This window comes from Azospirillum sp. 11R-A (assembly GCF_049472615.1).
Lineage (GTDB): Bacteria > Pseudomonadota > Alphaproteobacteria > Azospirillales > Azospirillaceae > Azospirillum > Azospirillum palustre.
Genome location: NZ_JBCEBL010000001.1, coordinates 115,471 through 137,125 on the forward strand (window position 1 = coordinate 115,471; position 21,655 = coordinate 137,125).

Below are 21,655 nucleotides of genomic sequence, written 5' to 3' on the forward strand. Positions count from 1 at the left end.
GCGCCTCCGGACGAGCGCTGGGATAGGGAAACGGGGGTGGAACGCCGGATTAGAGCCAGAAACCGGCGGACTTGTCACGCGATGGACATTCGCGGCAGGATCGCAATCATGGAAAAGCTTCCCTCCAACGCCGCTTTGCTGATCATCGACCTGCAAAAGGCCATCGACGACCCGCGCTGGAGCCTGACCGGTCCGCGCAACAACCCGCAGGCGGAGGCCAACGTCGCGGCTCTGCTGGCCGCATGGCGACGGGACGGACGGCCCATCGTCCATATCCGCCACGATTCGGTGGAGCCGGACTCCAGCTACCGCCCCGGCGGTCCCGGCCACCCCTTCAAGGAGGAGGCGAGGCCGCTGCCCGGCGAGACCGTGATCGGCAAGCGGGTGAACAGCGCCTTCATCGGCACCGGGTTGGACGAGTGGCTGCGCGACCGGGGCATCGCCAGGCTGGTGGTGGCCGGCGTCATCACCAACAACAGCGTCGAGGCGACGGTGCGGATGGCCGGCAACCTCGGCTACGACGTGCGTCTGGTGGCCGACGCCTGCTTCACCTTCGCCAGGAAAGACCGGTCGGGGAGGCTGCGGACGGCCGACGAGGTCCACGACCTGTCGCTCGCCAACATGGACGGCGAATACGCGACGGTCGTGGATACGGCGGCCGTGCTGGGCTGAACGCCCCTTACGCCAGCTTCGCCTTCAGGAACTCCACCGTCCGCTTCCAGGCCAGATCAGCGGCGTCCTTGTTGTAGCGCTCCGCCGACGTGTCGTTGTGGAAGGCGTGGTTGACGCCGTCATAGACGTAAATCTGGTGTTCGACATGCGCCTTCTTCAGCGCCTCGTCGTACGCCGGGATGCCGGCGTTGATGCGCTGGTCCAACCCGGCATAATGCAGCAGCAGCGGTGACTTGACCGTGGCTACCAGCGCCGGGTCGGGGGTCGGGCCGTAGAAGGCGACGCCGGCCTTCAGGTCCGGCGCCTTGATCGCCAGCCGGTTGACCATGCCGCCGCCCCAGCAGAAGCCGACCGCCCCAACCTTCGCCGAGGAATAGCGGTAGGCCATCAAATAGCTCATCGCCGCGATCAGGTTGTTGACCGTCTTATCGGTGTCGAGCTGGCCGATCATGTCGCGCGCCTTGTCGGGATCCTGCGGCGTGCCGCCCAACGGCGACAGCAGATCCGGGGCAAACGCCACGAACCCTTCGGTGGCGAGGCGGCGGGTGACGTCCTCGACATAGGCGTTGAGGCCGCGGTTCTCGTGGATGACGACCACCGCCGGAGCCTTGTCCGCCAGCTTCGGCCGGGCGATATAGCCGGACACGTCGCCGGTCGCCCCCTGGAAAGACACTTTTTCCGCCGCCAGACGGGTGTCGTCCTCGCCGACCACGGCGGCGCGGGCGTAGTTCGGCTCGATAGCCGACAGGATCGCGGGAATCGCTGCCGCACTTCCGGCCAGCGCTGCCAGCCGTTCCAGGAAGACCCGGCGCGGCAGCGGCGCGTGGGTGTACTCGTCGTAAAGGTCGATGATCCGCTGGTCCATCCCCGATGCCCCTGTTTTGCCTCGTGCCGCAGCTCAGCCGGTGCGGTCGCGCATGAGAGTGGTGGCGACGCACCGGCTTGGCAACCGGGAGACGGATCCGCTTTCGGCCTATGACGCCACTTATCGGGCTTCCGACGCCACCTCGGTCAGCGGCACCAGTTCAGACGGCTGGTATTCCACCAGAAGGCCGTCGCGCATCTCCAGCACCCGGTCCATGCGGCGGGCAAGGTCGAGATTGTGGGTGGCGACCAGGGCGCCGACCTTGGCCTGCCGGACGATGGCCGACAGCATGGTGAAGACATGCTCCGCCGTGTGCGGGTCGAGGTTGCCGGTCGGCTCGTCGGCGATCAACAGCGACGGGGCGTTGGCCAACGCGCGGGCGATGGCGACGCGCTGCTGCTCGCCGCCCGACAGGCGGGCCGGGCGGTGGGTGCCGCGCTGCTCCAGCCCGACCATGCGCAGAAGCTCGTCGGCGCGCTGCCTGGCGACCGATTTCGACACGCCGGCGATCATCTGCGGCAGGACGATGTTCTCCCGCGCCGAGAATTCCGGCAGCAGATGGTGGAACTGGTAGACGAAGCCGATGGAGCGGCGCCGCACCTCGGTCCGCTTGCCGTCATCCAGATTGGACACATCGGAGCCGGCGATACGCACCGTGCCGCCGGTGGGCCGTTCCAGCAGGCCGGCGATGTGCAGCAGCGTCGATTTGCCGGCACCCGACGGGCCGACCAGCGCCACCAGTTCACCACCGCCGACCGTCAGGTCGACTCCGCGCAGTACCTCCAGCGTCTCGCCCGCCTGCTCGAAGCGGCGGACAATTCCCCTCAGCTCAAGCATGGGCTGCATAACGGCGTCACTCATAGCGCAGGGCCTCCACCGGGTCGAGCCGGGCGGCGCGCCAGGACGGGTAGATGGTGGCGGCAAAGGACAGGCCGAGCGCCATCAGCGTCACCTGGGTCACCTCGCTCCAGTCGATCTTGGCCGGCAGGTGGGACAGGAAATAGATCTCGGCATTGAACAGGTTGGTGCCGGTCAGCCCCTGGATGACCTGCCGGATGCTCTCGATGTTCAGCGCGAAGGACACGCCGAGCGCCAGCCCCAGCAGCGTCCCGGTGACGCCGACGCTGGCACCGGACAGGAAGAAGATGCGCATGATCATGCCGCGCGTCGCCCCCATGGTGCGCAGGATGGCGATGTCGCGACCCTTGTCCTTCACCAGCATGATCAGGCTGGAAATGATGTTGAAGGCCGCCACCATGATGATCAGCGACAGGATCAGGAACATCACGTTGCGTTCGACCTGGAGCGCGGTGAAGAAGCTGGCGTTCGACTGCTGCCAGTCGACCACCCTGCCCTCCCCTGCCACCGCCGACTGGACGGCGGACCGGGCTGCGGCGATCTGCATCGGATCGCTGACGAAGACCTCCAGCGAGGTCACGGCGTCGCCTGTGCGGAAGAAGGCCTGCGCCTCCTCCAGCGGCAGGAAGATGAAGCTGTTGTCGTATTCGAACATGCCGACATCGAAGATGGCGCCGATGGGATAGCTGCGCATCCGCGGCACGGTGCCGAAGGCGGTGACGTTGCCCTGGGGTGCGATCAGCGTGATCTGGTCGCCGACCGACAGGCCCAGGCGCTGGGCCATGCGCACGCCGATGGCGACGCGGTCCTCCCCGAACTCGTCGACCGAGCCGCGGATGACGTTGTTGGCCAGCGTCGGCCGCACCTTGAAGTCTTCCGCCCGCACGCCGCGGATGACGGCGCCGGACGCGACGCCGCGCACCGACACCAGCGCCTGCCCCTCCACCGTCGGGGTGACGTTGACGACGCCCGGCGTGTTGCGCAGCTTGCCGGCCAGGATGTCGAAGTCCGGCAGCGGTCCGCCCCGCGAGCTGTAGACATTCAAATGGCCGTTCAGACCGAGCACCCGGCCCAGCAGCTCCGCCCGGAAGCCGTTCATCACCGCCATCACGATGATGAGCGTCGCCACGCCGAGCGCGATGCCCAGCAGCGAGAACCCCGCGATGACCGAGATGAACCCTTCCTGGCGGCGTGCCCGGAGGTAACGCATCGCGACCATGCGTTCGAAGGCGTTGAAGATCATGCGGCTGGGGTCCTGTGGCGGAGGCCTGTGGGCAGGCGGAGACGATGCCCTACATAAGAACGTGAGCGTGGCGGGAAAAGGGCAAAGCCCGGATCGCCGGCAGGGCGAAGCCCGGATCGCCGATGGTCACGGCAATCCAGGCTTCCTCTTCGAGTTAAGCCGATCAGCCCAGCAGCTTCGCCAGCGCCGCCTCGACCGGCAGCTCTTCCTTCTCGTCGGTAGCACGGCGCTTCAGCTCGACGACGCCGTTCTTCAGGCCGCGCGGACCGACGACCAGCTGCCAGGGAACGCCGATCAGGTCCATGTCGGCGAACTTGGCGCCGGGACGCTCGTCGCGGTCGTCATAGGCGACCTCCAGACCGGCCGATTCCAGCTTCGCATACAGCTCGGCGCAGACGCGGTCGGTCTCGGCGTCGCCGGACTTCAGGTTGATCAGGCCGACATTGAAGGGGGCGACGGCGTCCGGCCAGATGATGCCGTTGTCGTCGTGGCTGGCCTCGATGATCGCACCCATCAGACGCGACACGCCGATGCCGTAGCTGCCCATCTCCACCGGGATCGACTCGCCGTTCGGACCGGTGACCACCGCGTTCATCGGCTTGGAGTACTTGGTGCCGAAGTTGAAGATGTGGCCGACCTCGATGCCGCGAGCCGACACCAGATCGGCCTCCGGAACCGGGCTGTTGGCCGGGTCGTGCTTCTCGTCGGTCGCCGCATAGATCGAGGTGATGCGGTCGAAGAAGGGCTGCAGGTCGTCCTCCATGCCGGGGGCATCCTTCAGCACATCCAGGTTCATCCAGTCCTTGTGGCAGAAGACGCCGCTCTCGCCGGTCTCGGCCAGGATGATGAACTCGTGGCTGAGGTCGCCGCCGATGGGGCCGGTGTCGGCGCGCATCGGAATGGCTTTCAACCCGATGCGGGCGAAGGTGCGCAGGTAAGCCAGGAACATCTTCTGGTAGGAGCGGCGGGCGCCGGCCGCATCGATGTCGAAGGAGTAGGCATCCTTCATCAGGAATTCACGGCCGCGCATCACGCCGAAGCGCGGGCGGATCTCGTCACGGAACTTCCACTGGATGTGGTAGAGGTTCAGCGGCAGCTGGCGGTAGCTCTTGACGAAGGACCGGAAGATGTCGGTGATCATCTCCTCGTTCGTCGGACCGAACAGCATCTCACGGTCGTGACGGTCGGTGATGCGCAGCATCTCCTTGCCGTAATCGTCGTAACGGCCGCTCTCGCGCCACAGATCGGCCGACTGGATGGTCGGCATCAGCAGTTCCTGCGCGCCGGCGGCGTCCTGCTCCTCGCGGACGATCTGCTCGATCTTGCGCAGAACCCGATAGCCCAGCGGCAGCCAGGCATAGATGCCGGCGCTGGTCTGGCGGATCATCCCGGCCCGCAGCATCAGGCGGTGCGAGACGATCTGCGCCTCGGTCGGGGTCTCCTTGAGGGTCGGCATGAAGAAGCTGGACAGCCGCATGGCTCTGTTCTCGTGTGCGAGGTGTTCGACAAGGCCGACGCGCCCGCTGCTTCGCAACGAAAGAGCGGACACGACGGCGGGTGAGCGACTTTAGGAAGGTCGCCCTCACTTGTCCACTGTAAGCCCCCCGCCGGCAGTCCCGCCTGCCTCTCTCCCTACCGGGTGCGGCAATAGGCGTAGAGGCGTTCCTCGGCGCCCGGATCGATCGGCTGGCCGTTCAGATAGAGACGGTCGCCGACGACGCTGAGCCAGACCGCGGTGATGTCGTTGGGCAGATAGGGAACCGACGGCAGGGTGACGCCCATCCGCCGGGCAAGATCGACCGACAGCGGCAGGTCGATGGGAATCGGCGGCTGCGCACCGGCGCTTCCCGGCAGATCGGCCGGCGCCACCGCCCGGCCATTGACATCGACGCCCGGCCGATACTCGACGTCGGCGGCCGGCACATGGCGGGTCAGCCGCTGGCACAGCGACAGATCGATCACCGGCCGGTCGCCGGCCGGATTGCTGCGGGCCGCATCGGGGGTCAGCGGAATCGGACCGGGAAGCAGCTGCGGCGACTGCGCCGGGGCCGGAACCGGGGCGAAGGAAAGCATCAGGGCCGCCAGCCCGACGCGCACGGACCGGCGCACAGGGGCTCCGCGCGGGGTCACAGCGTGTGCCGTTCGGCCACCGGGGCCGGATTGCGCATGGCCTTCCAGTAGATCGACAGGTAGGGCATTCCTTTTTCCGCCTCCTCCTGGGTCCGCGCCGACTGGCGGATGTATTTGCCGATGAAGGGCTTGTTCACATGCTCCAGGTCGACAGCCGCCTTCAGCACCAGGAACTCGCCGATCTTGTCCGGCAGATTGTAATGCCATTTCTGCAAGCAATCGGAAGTCACACCCGGCTTCGCCTGTTCGGGCTCGGGCAGATAAAACTCCTGATGGTGGTACTGCGAGATTTCCTTCCAAGCCTGCGCCACCCGGCCCGGCTTCAGGCGCGGCAGCGCCTTCAGGATGCGGACATCGTCATGGAACAGCGGCAGGAAGCCGCGCTTTTCCGCCAGTTCGGTCAGCATCGTATGAAGGCCGGCCATCACACTGCCCTCCACACCGCCGCCGCCGTCGCTGCCCGTCTTTTCCTCCCGCCTTCGGCCGAACAGGGCGCTGAAGAAGCCCTTCTTCGGCTTGGACTGGCTGCTGTTGCCGCCATCCTGCCCGATCTTGCGCTCGTCCCACAGCGAGTCCCAGGCAAATTCCCAGGCCGTGAAGATGGCGTTGGAGCGGTCGTCGAGAACGGTCAGCAGATACTCCCGCCCTTCCCGCGCCCAGTCGACGTCACCGACGATGGCGCGTACCGGACGGCGGCTGAGCACGACCGGCAGAATGCCGACGCGCACCAGTTCCTGATAGAACTCAACGAAGGACGGAGTCTGGATGAAAGGCAGGACCGAGCATGGCTGTTGCTCAGGCGCCAGCAGCTCCATGCTTTTCTTGGTACGCTCCAACAGTTCGGCCGCCACAACCGCCGCGAACTGATTGAACCGTTCGTTTTCATTCGCGGCCATCGGCGCCTCGACTGTCGTCCCTTTCCTGCCGCCCGCCGGAGCGGACAAAGGTCCAGCTGGATACGCGAGCAAAGCGGAAAGCCCCCGAACGGCATGGCCCCCCGGTGGCGATCTGAAAAACCCGGCTGAACGCCCGTACTGGGGAAACCCCACCACAGGAACTAAGCCGAGCAACGCTACCAAGTAAACCGTTAACGTTTTCTGGACCATCGGCGGAAATTTCCTGTCTCCGCCGCATCGCCCGATGCCGACCCACATCGGATGGGAAAGAAAAGGCCGCGCGGCGAATGCGGCGCGGCCTATCGAGTTTAGGGAGGAATCGCCACCAGGCGTCGGAAAGGGGGGAAGATCCCCCCTCGTCACCAGAAAAGAGTGGACCCGCGCCGTGGCCATAGCAAGCCTAAAACAGAGGCAGAGCCACCCTCTGCACAAAATACTTGCAATTTTGCCCAGGCTTTCAGCGTTTGCCGTGGTTCTGGGCGGGCTTTTGCTTATTCCTTAGGCTGATACCCGCGATAACCGGCGTCCATTGCGGCTTTCCACGGCGGATTCAGCCCCAGCACCACCGCTTGGACCGGACAGTCGGCCTGATGGGCACCCGGCAGGTAACCCAGGCTCATCAGGAACTCGCCGACGATCTCGCCGCCGGTGAAGCGGAAAGTGCGGCCGAACAGCTTCACCCATTCCGCCTTGGACAGCGGATGGTGGGCACGCAGCCAACCGTCGAAGGACCCGTGGGTTTCCCGCAGCGCGACGATGCGGCGGGCATTCTCGATCACCGCATCCACCTTCAGGCGGTTGCGGATGATCCCGGCATCGGCCAGCAGCCGCGCCCGCTCCGCCTCGCCATAGGCGGCGACCCGGTCGATGTCGAAGCCGTCGAAAGCAGCACGGAAAGCATCCCGCTTCTTCAGGATGGTCAGCCAGGACAGGCCGGCCTGGTTGATCTCCAGCACCAGACGTTCGAACAGCACCCGGTCATCGCTGCTGGGAAAGCCGTATTCGCCGTCGTGGTAGGGACCATGGTGGGAATGGCCGGGTGCGGCCGCGCAATAGGTCAGGCTCACCCGCCCTGCTCCTTTGTGTCGTCAGAACATGTCCCGCGCCATGTCGCGGAAGGAAACGAGGCCGGACCGCTCGATGCCGAAGATCACCAGCCACACCAGCAGGGCGACCAGCGACGTGATGATGAATTTGCGCAGAATGCGCGGCTCGACCGGTGCGGAGGAGGCCATGCCGGGTTCCGGCGTCTCCGGGGTCCTGACGCCCCAGGGCAGCACCGCGAACAGCACCACCCACCACACGACGATGTAGACGAAGGCCGCAGTCACCCAATTGTCCATCGCCCTCTCCGCATTTCAGTCGATCAGGCTCGCAGCAGACCCGCGGCAGTCCACGATCAGGCCTGTTCCAGCTCCACCAGCGTCCCGCAGAAATCCTTCGGATGCAGGAACAGCACCGGCTTGTCATGGGCGCCGATCTTCGGCTCGCCGTCGCCCAGCACGCGGGCCCCCTGCTCCTTCATCCGGTCGCGGGCGGCCAGGATGTCCTCCACCTCGTAGCAGATGTGGTGGATGCCGCCGGACGGGTTCTTTTCCAGGAATCCGGCAATCGGCGACTTCTCCCCGAAGGGATGCAGCAGTTCGATCTTGGTGTTGGGCAGCGTGACGAAGACGACGGTGACGCCATGCGGCGGCAGGTCCACCGGCTGCGACACCGCGGCGCCCAGAGTATCGCGGTAGAGCGCGGTCGCCGCCGGCAGGTCCGGAACGACGATGGCGACGTGGTTGAGCTTCCCGATCATGCGTGTCCTCTCGATGGCTGTCCCTGGCCCGTTAGGGGGCTCTGATAAGCCTGTTATACACTGTTTCACTCAGACGCGGACCAGATGGACCTCCGTCACCGGCTTCTTGCCGTGGGACGCATTGAAGCAGCGGCGCACGGCGATCCGTGCCGCCTCCTTCACCTGGGCGTCGTCGGCCCGCGCCGATTTGGGCAGCATCGCCACCGACTCGCGCACCGCATCGACCACGTCCAGCAGCAGGTCGCGGTCGGTCGCCTCGTCGATCAGCCCCATCACCGCCACCTGCGGCGCGGTCATCAGCTCGCCCGTCGCGCTCATCACCAGCGTCACCACGGCGGCACCGTTGTTCACCATCCGGTTGCGCGCCCGCATCATGCCGGTGTCGAGCGGCACCAGACGCTTGCCGTCGACCGCCATGCGACCGGCCCGGACATGGGCGACCACACGGGCACCCTCCGCTCCGTCCAGGCGCAGGATCTCGCCGTTGGCGGGCACGATGCTGTGGGGGATCTGGCAATCCTCCGCCAGGGCGGCGTGCGCCTGCTGGTGGCGCTGCTCGCCATGTACCGGCACGGCGATGTGCGGGCGCACCCACTGGTACATGCGCACCAGCTCGTCGCGCGCCGGATGGCCGGACACATGGACCGACGCCTCGTCGGCCGTCACCAGCTCGACGCCCTGGGTGACGAGCTGGTTCTGCATGCGGCCGATGGCGCGCTCGTTGCCCGGAATCTCGCGGGAGGAGAAGATCACCACGTCGCCGCGCGACAGCGTCACCTGCGGATGGTCATTGGCGGCGATGCGGGCAAGGGCAGAGCGCGGCTCGCCCTGGCTGCCGGTGCAGATCAGCACCAGCTTTTCCCGCGGCAGATAGCTGGCGTCATGCTCCGACAGGAATTTCGGCACGTCGGCCAGATAGCCGGTCGTCCGCGCCGCCTCGTTGATGCGCCACAGCGACCGGCCGACCAGCGCCACATGGCGGTCATGCGCGGCGGCGGCGGCGGCGATGCTCTCCAGCCGCGCCACGTTGGTGGCGAAGCAGCTGACGGCGATGCGGCGGTCGCGGTAGCGGCCGAACAGCTCCATCAGCGCGTCACGGACGGTCGCCTCTGACCCGGACGCGCCGGGCACCAGCGCATTGGTGCTGTCGCCGACCAGCGCCAGCACCCCCTCGTCACCGATGGCGCGCAGCCGTTCCTCATCCGCCGTCTCGCCGACCAGCGGATCGGGATCGAGCTTCCAGTCGCCGGTGTGCAGGATGGTCCCGGCCGAGGTGCGGATGGCGAGCGCGTTCGGCTCCGGGATCGAATGCGTCATGGTGACATATTCGACGGAGAAGGGACCGACCTCCACCGTGCCGCCCAGCGGAATTTCGTGGATCGGCACCGTGCTGCTCAGGCCCTTCTCATGCAGCTTGGCGCGCAGGAAGGCCGCAGTGAAGGGCGTGCAATAGACGGGGCAGCGCAACTCCGGCCACAGATACTGGACGGCGCCCAGATGATCCTCGTGCGCGTGGGTCAGCACGAGCCCGACCAGATCGTTGCGCCGCGCCGCGATGAAGGCCGGATCGGGCATGATGACGTCGAGCCCGGGCATGGTGTCGTCGGCGAAGGAGATGCCGAGATCCACCATCAGCCATTTGCCCTGATGGCAGTAGAGGTTGAGGTTCATCCCGATCTCGCCGGAACCGCCGAGCGGGAGGAAATACAATGCGCCATCCTCCGGAACGAAGGTGTCCGCCGGGGCTTCGGACAGTCCGGCGGCGGTCTTGGAGGATTGTGTCATTGGACCGTGTTGCGCTTGTGGATCAGGAGGAGACCGCGGAGCGTCAGCTCGTTGTCGGTGTGTTCGATGACATGGGTGGCCTTGGCAAAAAGAACAGCCAATCCACCGGTGGCGACCACCCGCATCGGCTCGCCGTACTCCGCCCGGATGCGGGAGACCAGCCCTTCGATCAGGCCAACATAGCCCCAGAAAATGCCGGACTGCATGCAGGCAATGGTGTTCCTGCCGATCACCTCGGCCGGCGGCTGGATTTCCACGCGCGGCAGCTTGGATGCAGCCATCTGCAGCGCCTCCAGCGACAGGTTCAGCCCCGGCGCGATCACGCCGCCGCGGTAATTGCCCTCGGCATCCACCACGTCGAAGGTGGTCGCCGTGCCGAAATCGATGACGATCAGCGGCGTTTTGTAGGTCGCGGCAGCTGCCACCGTGTTGACCAGCCGGTCGGCGCCGACCTCCTCCGGACGGTCGACCAAGGCCTTGGCCCCCAGATCGACGCCGGGCTGGCCGACGATCACCGGCTCGCAGCCGAAATGGTCCTTGCACAGCCGCTTCAGGTTGAAGGTGGCGCCGGGCACCACGCTGGCGATGATCGCGCCATGGATGTCGACCGGCTTCAGACCCTTCAACGCCATCAGGTGGGTCAGCCACACCATGTATTCGTCGGAGGTGCGCTTGGGATCGGTCGCCGTGCGCCAGATGCCGCGCTGGCGGTCACCGTCGTAGATGGCGAACACCACATTCGTGTTTCCGGCGTCGATCGCGAGCAGCATGGCAAAGTCCTGAAGGCGGTGAGCGTTTGAAATCGGCGGCGGAGGCTCAAGAGTCCGGTGATCGGGGGTCAGCGGGTGGCGGCGCGAAGAACACGTCGCCGGCAGCGATCCGCTGGCGCGGTCCGCCGTCCGTTGGATCAAGCAACAGAACGCCGTCGCTGTCCAGATCGGCGAAGGTGCCGGGGATCGTCCGATCGGCCAGCCTGACCAGGATCGGCCCGCCCAAACCCTTGGCCCGCGACATCCATGCATCGCGCACGGGACCGAAACCATGGGCACGCCAGCGGCCATACCAAGCCGCCAGATGCTCCGCATAGACCTCCAGCAGCGCACCGGGCCCCATGGGCGGAGCGCCTTCGGCGATCAGGGAGGTGGCACCGTAATCGGCGGTGGGGGGAAAATGCCGCAGGTTGATGCCGACACCCAGCACCACCCAGGCGACCTTACCGTCGGGCGCCGGTTCCGACTCGAGGAGGATGCCGGACAGCTTGCGGTCATGCACCAGCACGTCGTTCGGCCATTTGCAGCGCACGCCGCCGGGATCGGGCAGCACCGATTCGGCAGTTTCGGCAATGGCGAGCGCGGCCACGAACGAGACCTGGGCGGCTTCCGCGGGAGGCAGGCCGGGCCGCAGGATGGTCGTGCTGTAAAGGTTGCCTTCCGGGGAGGTCCAGGCCCGGCCCCGGCGGCCCCGGCCGCTCTCCTGCCGACGGGCCCAGACGACGGTGCCTTCCGGTGCCCCGGAACGCGACAAGGCCTTCGCTTCGTCGTTCGTGCTGCCGACGGAGTCGAAGGCCTTGATCTGGAAGCCCGGAGGCAGGCGCAGACGCGCCGCCTCCGCTTCGAGCGATGACGTCATCGGTCGGACATCACCCAGCGAACAGAGCCGCCGCAGCCGCAGCCGCACCGTTCAGGATCGGCGCCGGAGCGACGAAGAACAGCAGGGTGAACAGGCTGGTCAGCACCAGGACGCCGGTCATGCCGTCGTCATCGACCTTGTCGACCACCACCGCGGGCTCATCGAAATACATGATCTTGATGATGCGCAGGTAGTAGAAGGCACCCACGACGCTGGTCAGCACGCCGATAACGGCCAGCGTGTATTCCTGGGCGGCGACGGCGGCCAGGAAGACGTAGAGCTTGCCGAAGAAGCCCGCCATCGGCGGGATGCCGGCCATGGAGAACATGAAGATCGCCATGGTCGCGGCCAGCATCGGGTTGGTCTTGGACAGGCCGGAGAAGTCCTTGATCTCCTCCAGCATCTGGCCCTTGGCCTTCATGCTGAGGATGACAGCGAAGGCGCCAATGTTCATGGCGATGTAGAGCGCCATGTAGATCAGCACGCCGCGCACGCCGTCCTGCGTGCCGGTGGTCAGGCCCACCAGCGCGTAGCCGACATGGCCGATGGAGCTGTAGGCCATCAGGCGCTTGATGTTGGTCTGCATGATGGCGACGAAGGAACCGATCACCATCGAGAGGATGGCGGTCGCCACCAGAACCTGATGCCACTGAGCGGCGAGATGGCCGAACGGCTCCATCACCACGCGGGTCAGCAGGGCGATGGCCGCAACCTTCGGCGCCGCTGCGAAGAAGGCGGTTACCGGGGTCGGCGCACCTTCATATACGTCCGGCGTCCACATGTGGAACGGAGCGGCCGAGACCTTGAAGGCCAGACCGGCCATCACGAACACCAGACCGATCACCAGACCCGGCGAGACATGAGCGCCGCCGGCGAACAGGGCGGCCACCTTGTCGAAGGAGGTCGTGCCGGCGAAGCCGTAGACCAGCGAAGCACCGTACAGCAGCATGCCCGAGGAGAGCGAGCCGAGGACGAAGTACTTCAGGCCGGCTTCCGACGACTTGGCGCTGTCGCGGCGGAAGGCGGCGATGACGTAGAGCGCGAGGCTCTGCGTCTCCAGCCCGACATACAGCGAGATGAAGTCGTTGGCCGAAATCATCATCAGCATGCCGAGCGTGGCGAAGATCATCAGCACCGGGAACTCGAAGCGGGCCATCTGCTCCCGCTCGTTGAAGCCCAGCCCGAGGATCACCGCGAAGGCAGCGGAGACCAGCACCAGCACCTTCATGAAGACGCCGAAGGCGTCCATCACGAACATGCCGTTGAAGGTGACGACGCGGCCGCTGCCGTAGCCCATCGCCAGGATGGCGGCGAGCAGCATGCAGACGATCGACAGGTAGGAGACGGGACGGGTGAAGCCGTCGCCGCGGAACACGCCCAGCATCAGCAGGGCGACGCCCGAGAGCGCCAGGAAGATCTCCGGCAGGGCCGGCCAGATGTCGGGAAACACTGCGGTCATGTCGAAGAACCCCTTACCGAGCGGCGACCGAGACACCGGACGCGGCGTGCGACGCGGCCAGCTTGGTCTGGTAGGTCTGGATCAGCTGCTCGACCGATGCCGAGGTGACGTTCAGGAAGCTGCTGGGATAGATGCCCATCCACAGGACGACGGCGATCAGCGGCACGAACACCGCGATCTCGCGCGGAGTCATGTCGAACATCGCCTTGACGTCCGGCTTGGTCAGCTTGCCGTAGACGACGCGGCGGTACAGCCACAGCGCATAGGCGGCACCGAGAACCATGCCGGTGGCGGCGAGGGCGGCGACCCAGGTGTTGTCGCGGAAGACGCCCATCAGCACCAGGAACTCGCCGACGAAGCCGGCAGTGCCCGGCAGGCCGACCGAGGCCATGGTCATGAACAGGAAGACAACCGCATATTTCGGCATGTTCTTCACGAGGCCGCCGTAGCGGGCGATCTCGCGGGTGTGCAGCCGGTCATAGACGACGCCGACGCACAGGAACAGCGCACCCGACACGACGCCGTGCGACAGCATCTGGAACACCGAGCCTTCGATGCCCTGCTGGTTCAGCGCGAACATGCCGATGGTGACGAAGCCCATGTGGGCGACCGACGAGTAGGCGATCAGCTTCTTCATGTCCTCCTGGGCGAGAGCGACCAGCGAGGTGTAGATCACGGCGACGACCGACAGAGTGTAGATCAGCGGCGCGAAATACTCGGTCGCTTCCGGCAGGATCGGAATGTTGAAGCGCAGGAAGCCGTAACCGCCCATCTTCAGCAGCACGCCGGCCAGGATGACCGAACCGGCGGTCGGCGCCTCGACGTGGGCGTCCGGCAGCCAAGTGTGGACCGGCCACATCGGCACCTTCACCGCGAAGGAGGCGAAGAAGGCCAGCCACAGCCACAACTGCATGTTGCGCGGGAACTGGGTGGCGGTGATGGTCGGGATGTCGGTGGTGCCGGCCACATAGTACATGGCCAGGATCGCCAGCAGCATCAGGACCGAGCCGAGCAGCGTGTAGAGGAAGAACTTGAAGGCGGCATAGACGCGACGCGCGCCGCCCCAGATGCCGATGATCAGGAACATCGGGATCAGGACGCCTTCGAAGAACATGTAGAACAGAACGAAATCCAGCGCGCAGAACATCCCGATCATCAGGGTTTCCAGCGCGAGGAAGGCGATCATGTATTCCTTGAGGCGGACCTGCACCGACTCCCAGCTCGCCAGGATGCACAGCGGCATCAGGAAGCCGGCCAGGACGACGAACAGCACCGAGATGCCGTCGACGCCCATGTGGTAATTGATGCCGAACTCAGGGATCCAGCCCGCCTTCTCGACCATCTGGTAGCCGGGATTGCGCGGATCGAAGTTGGCCCAGACCAGCAGGGTCAGGACGAAGGTGACGAGGGTCGTCCACAGCGCGATGTACCGCACGTTCCGCTGAACGTCCGGGGTGTTGCCCCGGCAGAACAGCAGGATCAGCGCGACGCCCACGAGCGGCAGGAAGGTCGCGAACGACAGGATCGGCCAGCTAGCCATTGTTGTTGTTCTCCTTCGAAACCGCTCAGCCGAAGACCGACAGCCAGGCGACGAACAGGACGACCCCGATCACCATGGCAAAGGCGTAGTGATAGACGTACCCCGACTGCAGCCGGCTGGTGCGTGCCGCGATGTCGCGGGTGGCGGCGGCGACGCCGTCCGGACCCACGCCGTCGATCACCGCCCCGTCGCCCGACTTCCACAGGCCATAGCCCAGGGCCTTGGCCGGACGGGTGAACAGCGCGTCATACAGCTCGTCGAAATACCACTTGTTGTAGAGGAACTTGTGGATGCCGCTGAAGGTGCTGGCGATCCGGCCCGGCAGGCGCGGCATCATCACATAGCCGATGTAGGCCATGGCGATACCGATCAGGCCGACGACCAGCGGAGCGATCGCGACCCAACCCGGGGTATGGTGGTGCGCAGCCTCGATGGCGTCGTGGCCGTGCAAGGTCATGATCGCCTTGCCCCAGAACTCCGCACGGTCGTGGCCGATGAAATATTCGTGGAAGCCGACACCGGCGAACAGCGCGCCCAGCGTCAGGACCGCCAGCGGGACCAGCATGACGACCGGCGACTCATGCGCGTGGTCGTAGACTTCCTTGTCCATCCGCGGCGTGCCGTGGAAGGTCATGAACAGCAGGCGCCAGGAGTAGAAGGCGGTCAGGAGAGCCGCCGCGATGCCGAGGGCGAAGGCGAAGCGCCCCACGCCGCTGCCCGAGGCGAAGGCCGCCTCCAGAATCATGTCCTTGGAATAGTAGCCGGCGAAGAAGGGCAGACCGGCGAGCGCCAGATTGCCGATCCACATCATCGCATAGGTGAAGGGGATCTTGCGCCAGACGCCGCCCATCTTGCGCATGTCCTGCTCATGGTGCAGGGCATGGATGACCGAGCCGGCACCGAGGAACAGCAGGGCCTTGAAGAAGGCGTGCGTGAACAGGTGGAACATGGCGGCGCCGTAGGCAGAGACGCCGGCGGCGAAGAACATGTAGCCGAGCTGCGACATCGTCGAATAGGCGATGACGCGCTTGATGTCGAACTGGGTGAAGCCGATGGTCGCCGCGACGAAGGCGGTCAGGCCGCCGACCACCGTCACCACTTCTAGCGCCGTCGGGGCGTATTCGAAGACCGGAGACAGGCGGCAGACCATGAAGACGCCGGCGGTGACCATGGTGGCGGCGTGGATGAGCGCCGACACCGGGGTCGGGCCTTCCATCGCGTCCGGCAGCCAGGTGTGCAGGCCGAGCTGAGCCGACTTGCCCATCGCGCCCATGAACAGCAGCAGGCAGGCGATGGTCAGGCCGTTGAAGTCCCAGCTGAGGAAATGCAGCGTCTGGCCGGTCAGCGTCGGGGCCTTGGCGAAGATCGCGTCGAACTGGACGGAGCCGGTCAGCACGAAGATCGCGAAGATGCCGAGCGCGAAGCCGAAGTCACCGACGCGGTTGACCAGGAAGGCCTTCATCGCGGCGGCGTTGGCCGAGGGCTTCTCGTACCAGAAGTTGATCAGCAGGTAGGAGGCCAGACCGACGCCCTCCCAGCCGAAGAACAGCTGGACCAGATTGTCCGCAGTCACCAGCATCAGCATGGCGAAGGTGAACAGCGACAGGTAGCCCATGAAACGCGGCTTCTGCGGATCCTCGGCCATGTAGCCGATGGAATAGACGTGCACGCAGGCCGAGACGGTGTTGACGACGATCAGCATCACCGCGGTGAGCTGGTCGACGCGCAGCGCCCACTTCACGTCGAGCGTGCCGCTCTGGATCCAGGTCATCAGCTCGATCGTGCGCGGATGGCCGTGCACGGCGACGTCGTAGAACAGAGTCCAGGACAGGATCGCCGAGACGATGACGGCGCCCGCGGTCACGAACTGCGCGACGCGGTCGCCCACGGTCGGCGGGCCGGCGACGACATGGTGGTCGTCGTGGGCATCGTCGTGCGCGTGGTTCAGTTCGTCGTGCGAGATGTGGTGGGCATGATCGTCATGGGCATGGGCGATCTGGGCGTGCCCGTGATCGTCATGGCCATGACCGTGGCTTCCGTGACCCGCGGCTGCCGGCTCGGCCTTCGGCCCGCCGAACAGCGCGATCGATCCGGCGACGAGGAACGCCAGGAGCGGAAGGAATACGACTAGCACTTCCATGGCGCCGCCTCAGCCCTTCATCATGTTGATGTCTTCGACTCGGATCGAGCCGCGGTTGCGGAAGTAGACCACCAGGATGGCGAGGCCGATGGCCGCCTCGGCGGCGGCGACGGTCAGGATGATCATGGCGAAGATCTGGCCGACCAGATCGTGCAGGAAGGTCGAGAAGGCGACGAGGTTCAGGTTCACCGCCAGCAGCATCATCTCGATCGACATCAGGATGATGATGACGTTCTTCCGGTTCAGGAAGATGCCCAGCACACCCAGCGTGAAGATGATGGCCGAGACCGTCAGGTAATGTCCGAGACCGATCTCCATGATCACACGCCCTCCCCGGTCGAGACCTTGCGGATGGCGACCACGTCTTCCCGGCGACGGGCGATCTGGGCGCCAACATTCTGTTTGCGCACGCCCGGACGGTGCCGCAGCGTCAGCACGATGGCGCCGATCATGGCGATCAGCAGGACGATGCCCGACGCCTGGAACAGGTAGACGTACTGGGTGTACATCAGCCGGCCCAACGCCTGGGTGTTCGACACCTGATCGAAGGCCGGGGTCGGCGCGCCGGCGATGGCGGCGACGTTCGGCGCGACGATCCAGCCGCCGAGCACCGCAGCCAGTTCGGCCAGCAGGATCAGCCCGACCAGCGCGCCGAGCGGCAGCGCTTCCATCGCGCCCTTGCGCAGCTCGCGGAAGTTGATGTCGAGCATCATCACCACGAACAGGAACAGCACGGCGACGGCGCCGACATAGACGATGATCAGGATCATCGCGATGAACTCGGCCCCCATCAGGAGGCAGAGACCGGCCGCCTGGAAGAAGGCGAGGATCAGGAAAAGGACGGAGTGAACGGGGTTCCGCGCCGAGATGACCATCACACCGGAGGCCACCAGCAGCGCGGCGAACACGTAGAAGGCGATGCCTTGGAGTATCATCGTTTTTCTCGCTTCCGCTTACCGGTAAGGAGCCTCGGCCGCGAGGTTCTGGGCGATTTCCGCCTCCCAGCGGTCGCCGTTCGCCAGCAGCTTCTGCTTGTTGTAGAAGAGCTCTTCCCGGGATTCGGTGGAGAACTCGAAGTTCGGCCCCATGACCACCGCGTCGACCGGGCAGGCCTCCTGGCACAGGCCGCAGTAGATGCACTTGGTCATGTCGATGTCGTAGCGCGTGGTGCGGCGGCTGCCGTCGTCACGCGGTTCGGCCTCGATGGTGATGGCGAGAGCCGGGCACACCGCTTCGCACAGCTTGCACGCGATGCAGCGCTCCTCGCCGCTCGCATAGCGGCGGAGCACATGCTCGCCGCGGAAGCGCGAGCTGATGGGGCCCTTCTCATAGGGGTAGTTCAGCGTGACCTTGGGCTTGAACATGTAGCGCAAGGTCAGCGCCATGCCGCCCAGCAGCTCGGTCAGGAACAGGCTGCGCGCCGCGCGGTCGAGGAACGCCATGGCCTCTTCGTCTCCTTCCTCGCCGGCGGCCGCTCCCGTTTGATGGGTTGGCTCGCCGGCACTCAAATCGACACGTCAATGGTGGGTTCGGTGCAGGCTGGCTTTGCGGCGATGCCGCTTACTTCGGCAGCCAGCCGAAGGTCACCAGGACGCCGGCGGTCAGCACGACCCAGAACAGCGACAGGGGCAGGAAGACCTTCCAACCCAGCCGCATCAGCTGGTCGTAGCGGTAGCGCGGCACGGTGGCGCGAACCCAGACGTAGGTGAACAGGCAGAACGCGATCTTCAGCGCGAACCACACGATGCCCGGCACCCAGGTGAAGGGCGCGAAGGGCAGCGGGGGCAGCCAGCCGCCGAGGAACAGGATGCTCGTCATCGCGCTCATCAGGATCATGTTGGCGTATTCGCCAAGGAAGAAGAGCGCGAAGGGGGCCGAGCTGTATTCGACCATGAAGCCGGCGACCAGCTCCGACTCGCCTTCCGGCAGGTCGAAGGGGGCGCGGTTGGTTTCCGCGAGCGCCGAGATGAAGAACATCACGAACATCGGCAGCAGCGGGATGCAGAACCAGACCTTCTCCTGGGCCCGAACGATGTCGGTCAGGTTCAGCGAGCCGACGCACAGCAGCACGGAGATGATGATGAGGCCCATCGAGACCTCATAGGACACCATCTGCGCCGCGGAGCGCAGCGCGCCGAGGAAGGCGTAGCGCGAGTTCGAGGCCCAGCCGGCCATCACGATGCCGTAGACGCCCAGCGAGGAGATCGCGAACAGGTACAGCACGCCGACGTTGATGTTGGACAGAACCACCCCGTAGTCGAACGGGATGACCGCCCAGGCGATCAGCGCCAGGAAGAAGGTCAGCATCGGCGCGACGTAGAACACGATGCGGTTGGCGCCTTCCGGCAGGATCTGCTCCTTGGCGAACAGCTTCAGGCCGTCGGCGAAGGGCTGCATCAGGCCGAAGGGGCCGACGATGCTCGGACCCTGGCGCATCTGCATCGCACCCATGATCTTGCGCTCGGCATAGGTCATGAAGGCGACGGCGACCAGCAGCGGCACGGTGATCGCCAGGATCTGCAGGACCATAATGATCAGCGGCAGGAGGAAGCCGCTCCAGAACTCAGCCATGGGTGCCAGTCCTCTCCTGAGCAGGGCCCACCAGCGCTTCCGTGCAGTTGGCCATCGTCACCGACGCCCGGCTGATCGGGTCGGTCATGTAGAAGTTGGTGATCGGCGTCACGAAGGGGGCGGCGTCCACCGGGCCCTGCGCGCCGAACGGCGCCCAGCTGGCCGGGGTCATCTCGCCCACCGCGCCGAAGATCGGATTCGCCGCCATCAGCCGCTGACGCAGCTGGCCGTGGGTGTCGAAGGGCAGCGTGGTGCCCAGGACTTCCGACAGGGCGCGGACGATCTTCCAGTCCTCGCGCGCTTCGCCCGGCGGGAAGACCGCGAGGCGGGCGAGCTGCGGACGGCCTTCGGTGTTGACGTAGACCGCATTCTTCTCGGTGTAGGCCGCACCCGGCAGGATGACGTCGGCGCGGTGGGCGCCGGCATCGCCATGGTGGCCCTGGTAGACCACAAAGGCATTGCCCAGCTTCGCCATATCGATCTCGTCGGCACCCAGCAGGTAGACGAAGTCGATCTCGCCCTTCGACGCGCCGTCGAGGATGCCGTGAACGTCTCGGCCACCCTCGCCCGGCAGGAAGCCGGCTTCGATGCCGCCGACACGCGCCGCGGCGGTGTGCAGCACGTTGAAGCCGTTCCAGTCGTCGCGGAACATGCCGTAGGCCTCGCCGACCAGACGGGCGGCGGCCTGGACCGCGAGACCGTCGACGCGCTGGAAGGCGCCCATGCCGACGATGATCATCGGGTTCTTGGCGGCACGCAGCGTCTCGGAGAACGGGTGGCTGCCGTCGACCAGCTGCTGCAGCGCGTCTGGACCGGAACCGATCACGCTGTAGGGGTAGGTCAGGTCGCGCTGCTCGCCGATGGAGGCGATGGTGACGCCGCCGGCCATATAGCGCTTGCGGATGCGGGCGTTGACCAGCGTGCCTTCCCAGCGCGGGTTGGTGCCGACCAGCAGGATGACGTCGGCCTTTTCGATGCCGGCGATGCCCGAGTTGAACAGGTAGCCGGCCCGCACCGAGGTGTCGAACCGCGCACCGTCCTGGCGGCAATCCAGATTGGCCGAGCCGAGCCGCGACAGCAGCTCCTTGAGCGCGAACTGAGCCTCGACATCGACCAGATCGCCGGCGATGGCGGCGACGCGGTTGCCGGACAGGCCCTTCAGACGCGCCGAGATGGCGGTGAAGGCCTCGGCCCAGCTGGCCGGGACCAGCTTGCCGTTCTGGCGGATGTAGGGGCGATCCAGACGCTGGCGCTTCAGACCGTCATAGGAGTAGCGGCTCTTGTCGTTCAGCCACTCCTCGTTGATGTCGTCGTTGACGCGCGGCAGGACGCGCATCACCTCGGGCCCACGGGCATCGACGCGGATGTTCGAGCCGACGGCGTCGAGAACGTCGACGGTCTCGGTCTTGCGCAGCTCCCACGGACGTGCCGTGAAGGCGTAGGGCTTGTGGGTCAAAGCACCCACCGGGCAGACGTCGGCGAGGTTGCCCGACAGCTCCGAGCCGATGGCCTTCTCGACGAAGGTGGTGATCTCCATATGCTCGCCGCGATAGACGGCGCCGACATCGGGAACACCGGCCACTTCGTTGATGAAGCGGATGCAGCGGGTGCAATGGATGCAACGGGTCATGATGGTCTTGATGACCGGACCCATATACTTGTCCTTGACCGCCCGCTTGTTCTCGCCGTAGCGACCGCGGTCGAAGCCATAGGCCATCGCCTGGTCCTGCAGATCGCACTCGCCGCCCTGATCGCAGATCGGGCAATCCAGCGGGTGGTTGATCAGCAGGAACTCCATGACGCCCTTGCGGGCCTTCAGGACGGTCTCGCTGTTGGTGCGGACGACCATTCCGTCGCCGCAGGGCATGGCGCAGGACGCGACCGGCTTGGGCGCGCGCTCCATCTCCACCAGGCACATGCGGCAGTTGGCCGGCACGCTGAGACGCTCGTGGTAGCAGAAGCGCGGAATCTCGATCCCCAGCTGCTCGCAAGCCTGGAGGATCGAGGTGCCCGGCTCGACCTCGATCTCGATCCCGTCGATGGTCAGTTTCGGCATGGGAACG

Annotated in this window: 21 protein-coding genes; 1 reads left to right on the top strand and 20 read right to left on the bottom strand. The window is 65.9% G+C overall.

Annotated features, from left to right (window positions below; translation table 11 throughout):
* The first annotated feature begins 108 nt into the window (after positions 1-108).
* Positions 109-672 (top strand): cysteine hydrolase family protein, encoded by a 564-nt coding sequence (locus VH569_RS00530; protein ID WP_423313176.1) that lies wholly within the window; start codon positions 109-111, stop codon positions 670-672.
* 7 nt (positions 673-679) lie between these two features.
* Here VH569_RS00530 and VH569_RS00535 read toward each other — a convergent pair whose 3' ends face one another.
* The 20 genes from VH569_RS00535 to nuoG all read right to left on the bottom strand — a co-directional run bounded on the left by VH569_RS00535 (position 680) and on the right by nuoG (position 21,648).
* A complete protein-coding gene (locus tag VH569_RS00535; protein WP_423313178.1) occupies positions 680-1,537 on the bottom strand; it encodes a dienelactone hydrolase family protein in 858 nt (285 codons plus the stop codon).
* A gap of 120 nt (positions 1,538-1,657) precedes the next feature.
* Positions 1,658-2,398, bottom strand: a complete 741-nt coding sequence (locus VH569_RS00540) for an ABC transporter ATP-binding protein (RefSeq protein WP_423313180.1) — start codon at positions 2,396-2,398, stop codon at positions 1,658-1,660.
* Positions 2,391-3,638 (bottom strand): lipoprotein-releasing ABC transporter permease subunit, encoded by a 1,248-nt coding sequence (locus VH569_RS00545; protein ID WP_395459350.1) that lies wholly within the window; start codon positions 3,636-3,638, stop codon positions 2,391-2,393. The genes VH569_RS00540 and VH569_RS00545 overlap by 8 nt, the downstream gene beginning before the upstream one ends.
* Before the next feature lie 163 nt (positions 3,639-3,801).
* Positions 3,802-5,115 (bottom strand): proline--tRNA ligase, encoded by a 1,314-nt coding sequence (gene proS, locus VH569_RS00550; RefSeq protein ID WP_423313183.1) that lies wholly within the window; start codon positions 5,113-5,115, stop codon positions 3,802-3,804.
* A gap of 155 nt (positions 5,116-5,270) precedes the next feature.
* The gene (locus VH569_RS00555) at positions 5,271-5,747 is read right to left on the bottom strand and encodes a hypothetical protein (RefSeq protein ID WP_423313185.1); all 477 of its coding nucleotides are present in this window, start codon (positions 5,745-5,747) and stop codon (positions 5,271-5,273) included.
* A 17-nt stretch (positions 5,748-5,764) separates the two neighbouring features.
* Positions 5,765-6,874 (bottom strand): hypothetical protein, encoded by a 1,110-nt coding sequence (locus VH569_RS00560; protein ID WP_423313187.1) that lies wholly within the window; start codon positions 6,872-6,874, stop codon positions 5,765-5,767.
* Between the two features lie 281 nt (positions 6,875-7,155).
* Positions 7,156-7,731 carry a DNA-3-methyladenine glycosylase I gene (locus VH569_RS00565; RefSeq protein ID WP_423313189.1) on the bottom strand — a complete coding sequence of 192 codons (576 nt, stop codon included), beginning with the start codon at positions 7,729-7,731 and terminating at the stop codon, positions 7,156-7,158.
* 21 nt (positions 7,732-7,752) lie between these two features.
* Positions 7,753-8,007 (bottom strand): DUF1467 family protein, encoded by a 255-nt coding sequence (locus tag VH569_RS00570; protein WP_098739377.1) that lies wholly within the window; start codon positions 8,005-8,007, stop codon positions 7,753-7,755.
* Positions 8,008-8,063: 56 nt separating this feature from the next.
* Positions 8,064-8,468, bottom strand: coding sequence for a methylmalonyl-CoA epimerase (gene mce / locus VH569_RS00575; RefSeq protein ID WP_098739376.1), 405 nt, complete (start codon positions 8,466-8,468; stop codon positions 8,064-8,066).
* 69 nt (positions 8,469-8,537) lie between these two features.
* Entirely contained in the window at positions 8,538-10,253 is a 1,716-nt protein-coding gene (locus VH569_RS00580; protein ID WP_423313192.1) for a ribonuclease J, read from the bottom strand.
* Positions 10,250-11,023: a type III pantothenate kinase gene (locus tag VH569_RS00585; protein WP_098739374.1), complete on the bottom strand. Its 774-nt coding sequence runs from the start codon at positions 11,021-11,023 to the stop codon at positions 10,250-10,252. The genes VH569_RS00580 and VH569_RS00585 overlap by 4 nt, the downstream gene beginning before the upstream one ends.
* 46 nt (positions 11,024-11,069) lie before the next feature.
* Complete coding sequence (locus VH569_RS00590; RefSeq protein ID WP_423314106.1) at positions 11,070-11,882, bottom strand: biotin--[acetyl-CoA-carboxylase] ligase; 813 nt, start codon at positions 11,880-11,882, stop codon at positions 11,070-11,072.
* Positions 11,883-11,892: 10 nt separating this feature from the next.
* Positions 11,893-13,341: an NADH-quinone oxidoreductase subunit NuoN gene (gene nuoN, locus VH569_RS00595; protein ID WP_098739372.1), complete on the bottom strand. Its 1,449-nt coding sequence runs from the start codon at positions 13,339-13,341 to the stop codon at positions 11,893-11,895.
* Positions 13,342-13,354: 13 nt separating this feature from the next.
* The gene (locus VH569_RS00600; protein ID WP_377808949.1) at positions 13,355-14,881 is read right to left on the bottom strand and encodes an NADH-quinone oxidoreductase subunit M; all 1,527 of its coding nucleotides are present in this window, start codon (positions 14,879-14,881) and stop codon (positions 13,355-13,357) included.
* A gap of 25 nt (positions 14,882-14,906) precedes the next feature.
* Entirely contained in the window at positions 14,907-17,021 is a 2,115-nt protein-coding gene (nuoL, locus tag VH569_RS00605; RefSeq protein WP_423313195.1) for an NADH-quinone oxidoreductase subunit L, read from the bottom strand.
* A gap of 9 nt (positions 17,022-17,030) precedes the next feature.
* A complete protein-coding gene (gene nuoK / locus VH569_RS00610; RefSeq protein WP_014248409.1) occupies positions 17,031-17,339 on the bottom strand; it encodes an NADH-quinone oxidoreductase subunit NuoK in 309 nt (102 codons plus the stop codon).
* Positions 17,340-17,341: 2 nt separating this feature from the next.
* On the bottom strand, positions 17,342-17,956 hold the full coding sequence (locus VH569_RS00615; protein ID WP_109052070.1) for an NADH-quinone oxidoreductase subunit J: 615 nt from the start codon (positions 17,954-17,956) through the stop codon (positions 17,342-17,344).
* Between the two features lie 18 nt (positions 17,957-17,974).
* The gene (gene nuoI / locus VH569_RS00620; protein ID WP_042693501.1) at positions 17,975-18,463 is read right to left on the bottom strand and encodes an NADH-quinone oxidoreductase subunit NuoI; all 489 of its coding nucleotides are present in this window, start codon (positions 18,461-18,463) and stop codon (positions 17,975-17,977) included.
* 118 nt (positions 18,464-18,581) lie between these two features.
* Entirely contained in the window at positions 18,582-19,592 is a 1,011-nt protein-coding gene (gene nuoH / locus VH569_RS00625; protein WP_109096496.1) for an NADH-quinone oxidoreductase subunit NuoH, read from the bottom strand.
* A complete protein-coding gene (gene nuoG / locus VH569_RS00630) occupies positions 19,585-21,648 on the bottom strand; it encodes an NADH-quinone oxidoreductase subunit NuoG (protein WP_423313199.1) in 2,064 nt (687 codons plus the stop codon). The genes nuoH and nuoG overlap by 8 nt, the downstream gene beginning before the upstream one ends.
* Between the last annotated feature and the right edge of the window lie 7 nt (positions 21,649-21,655).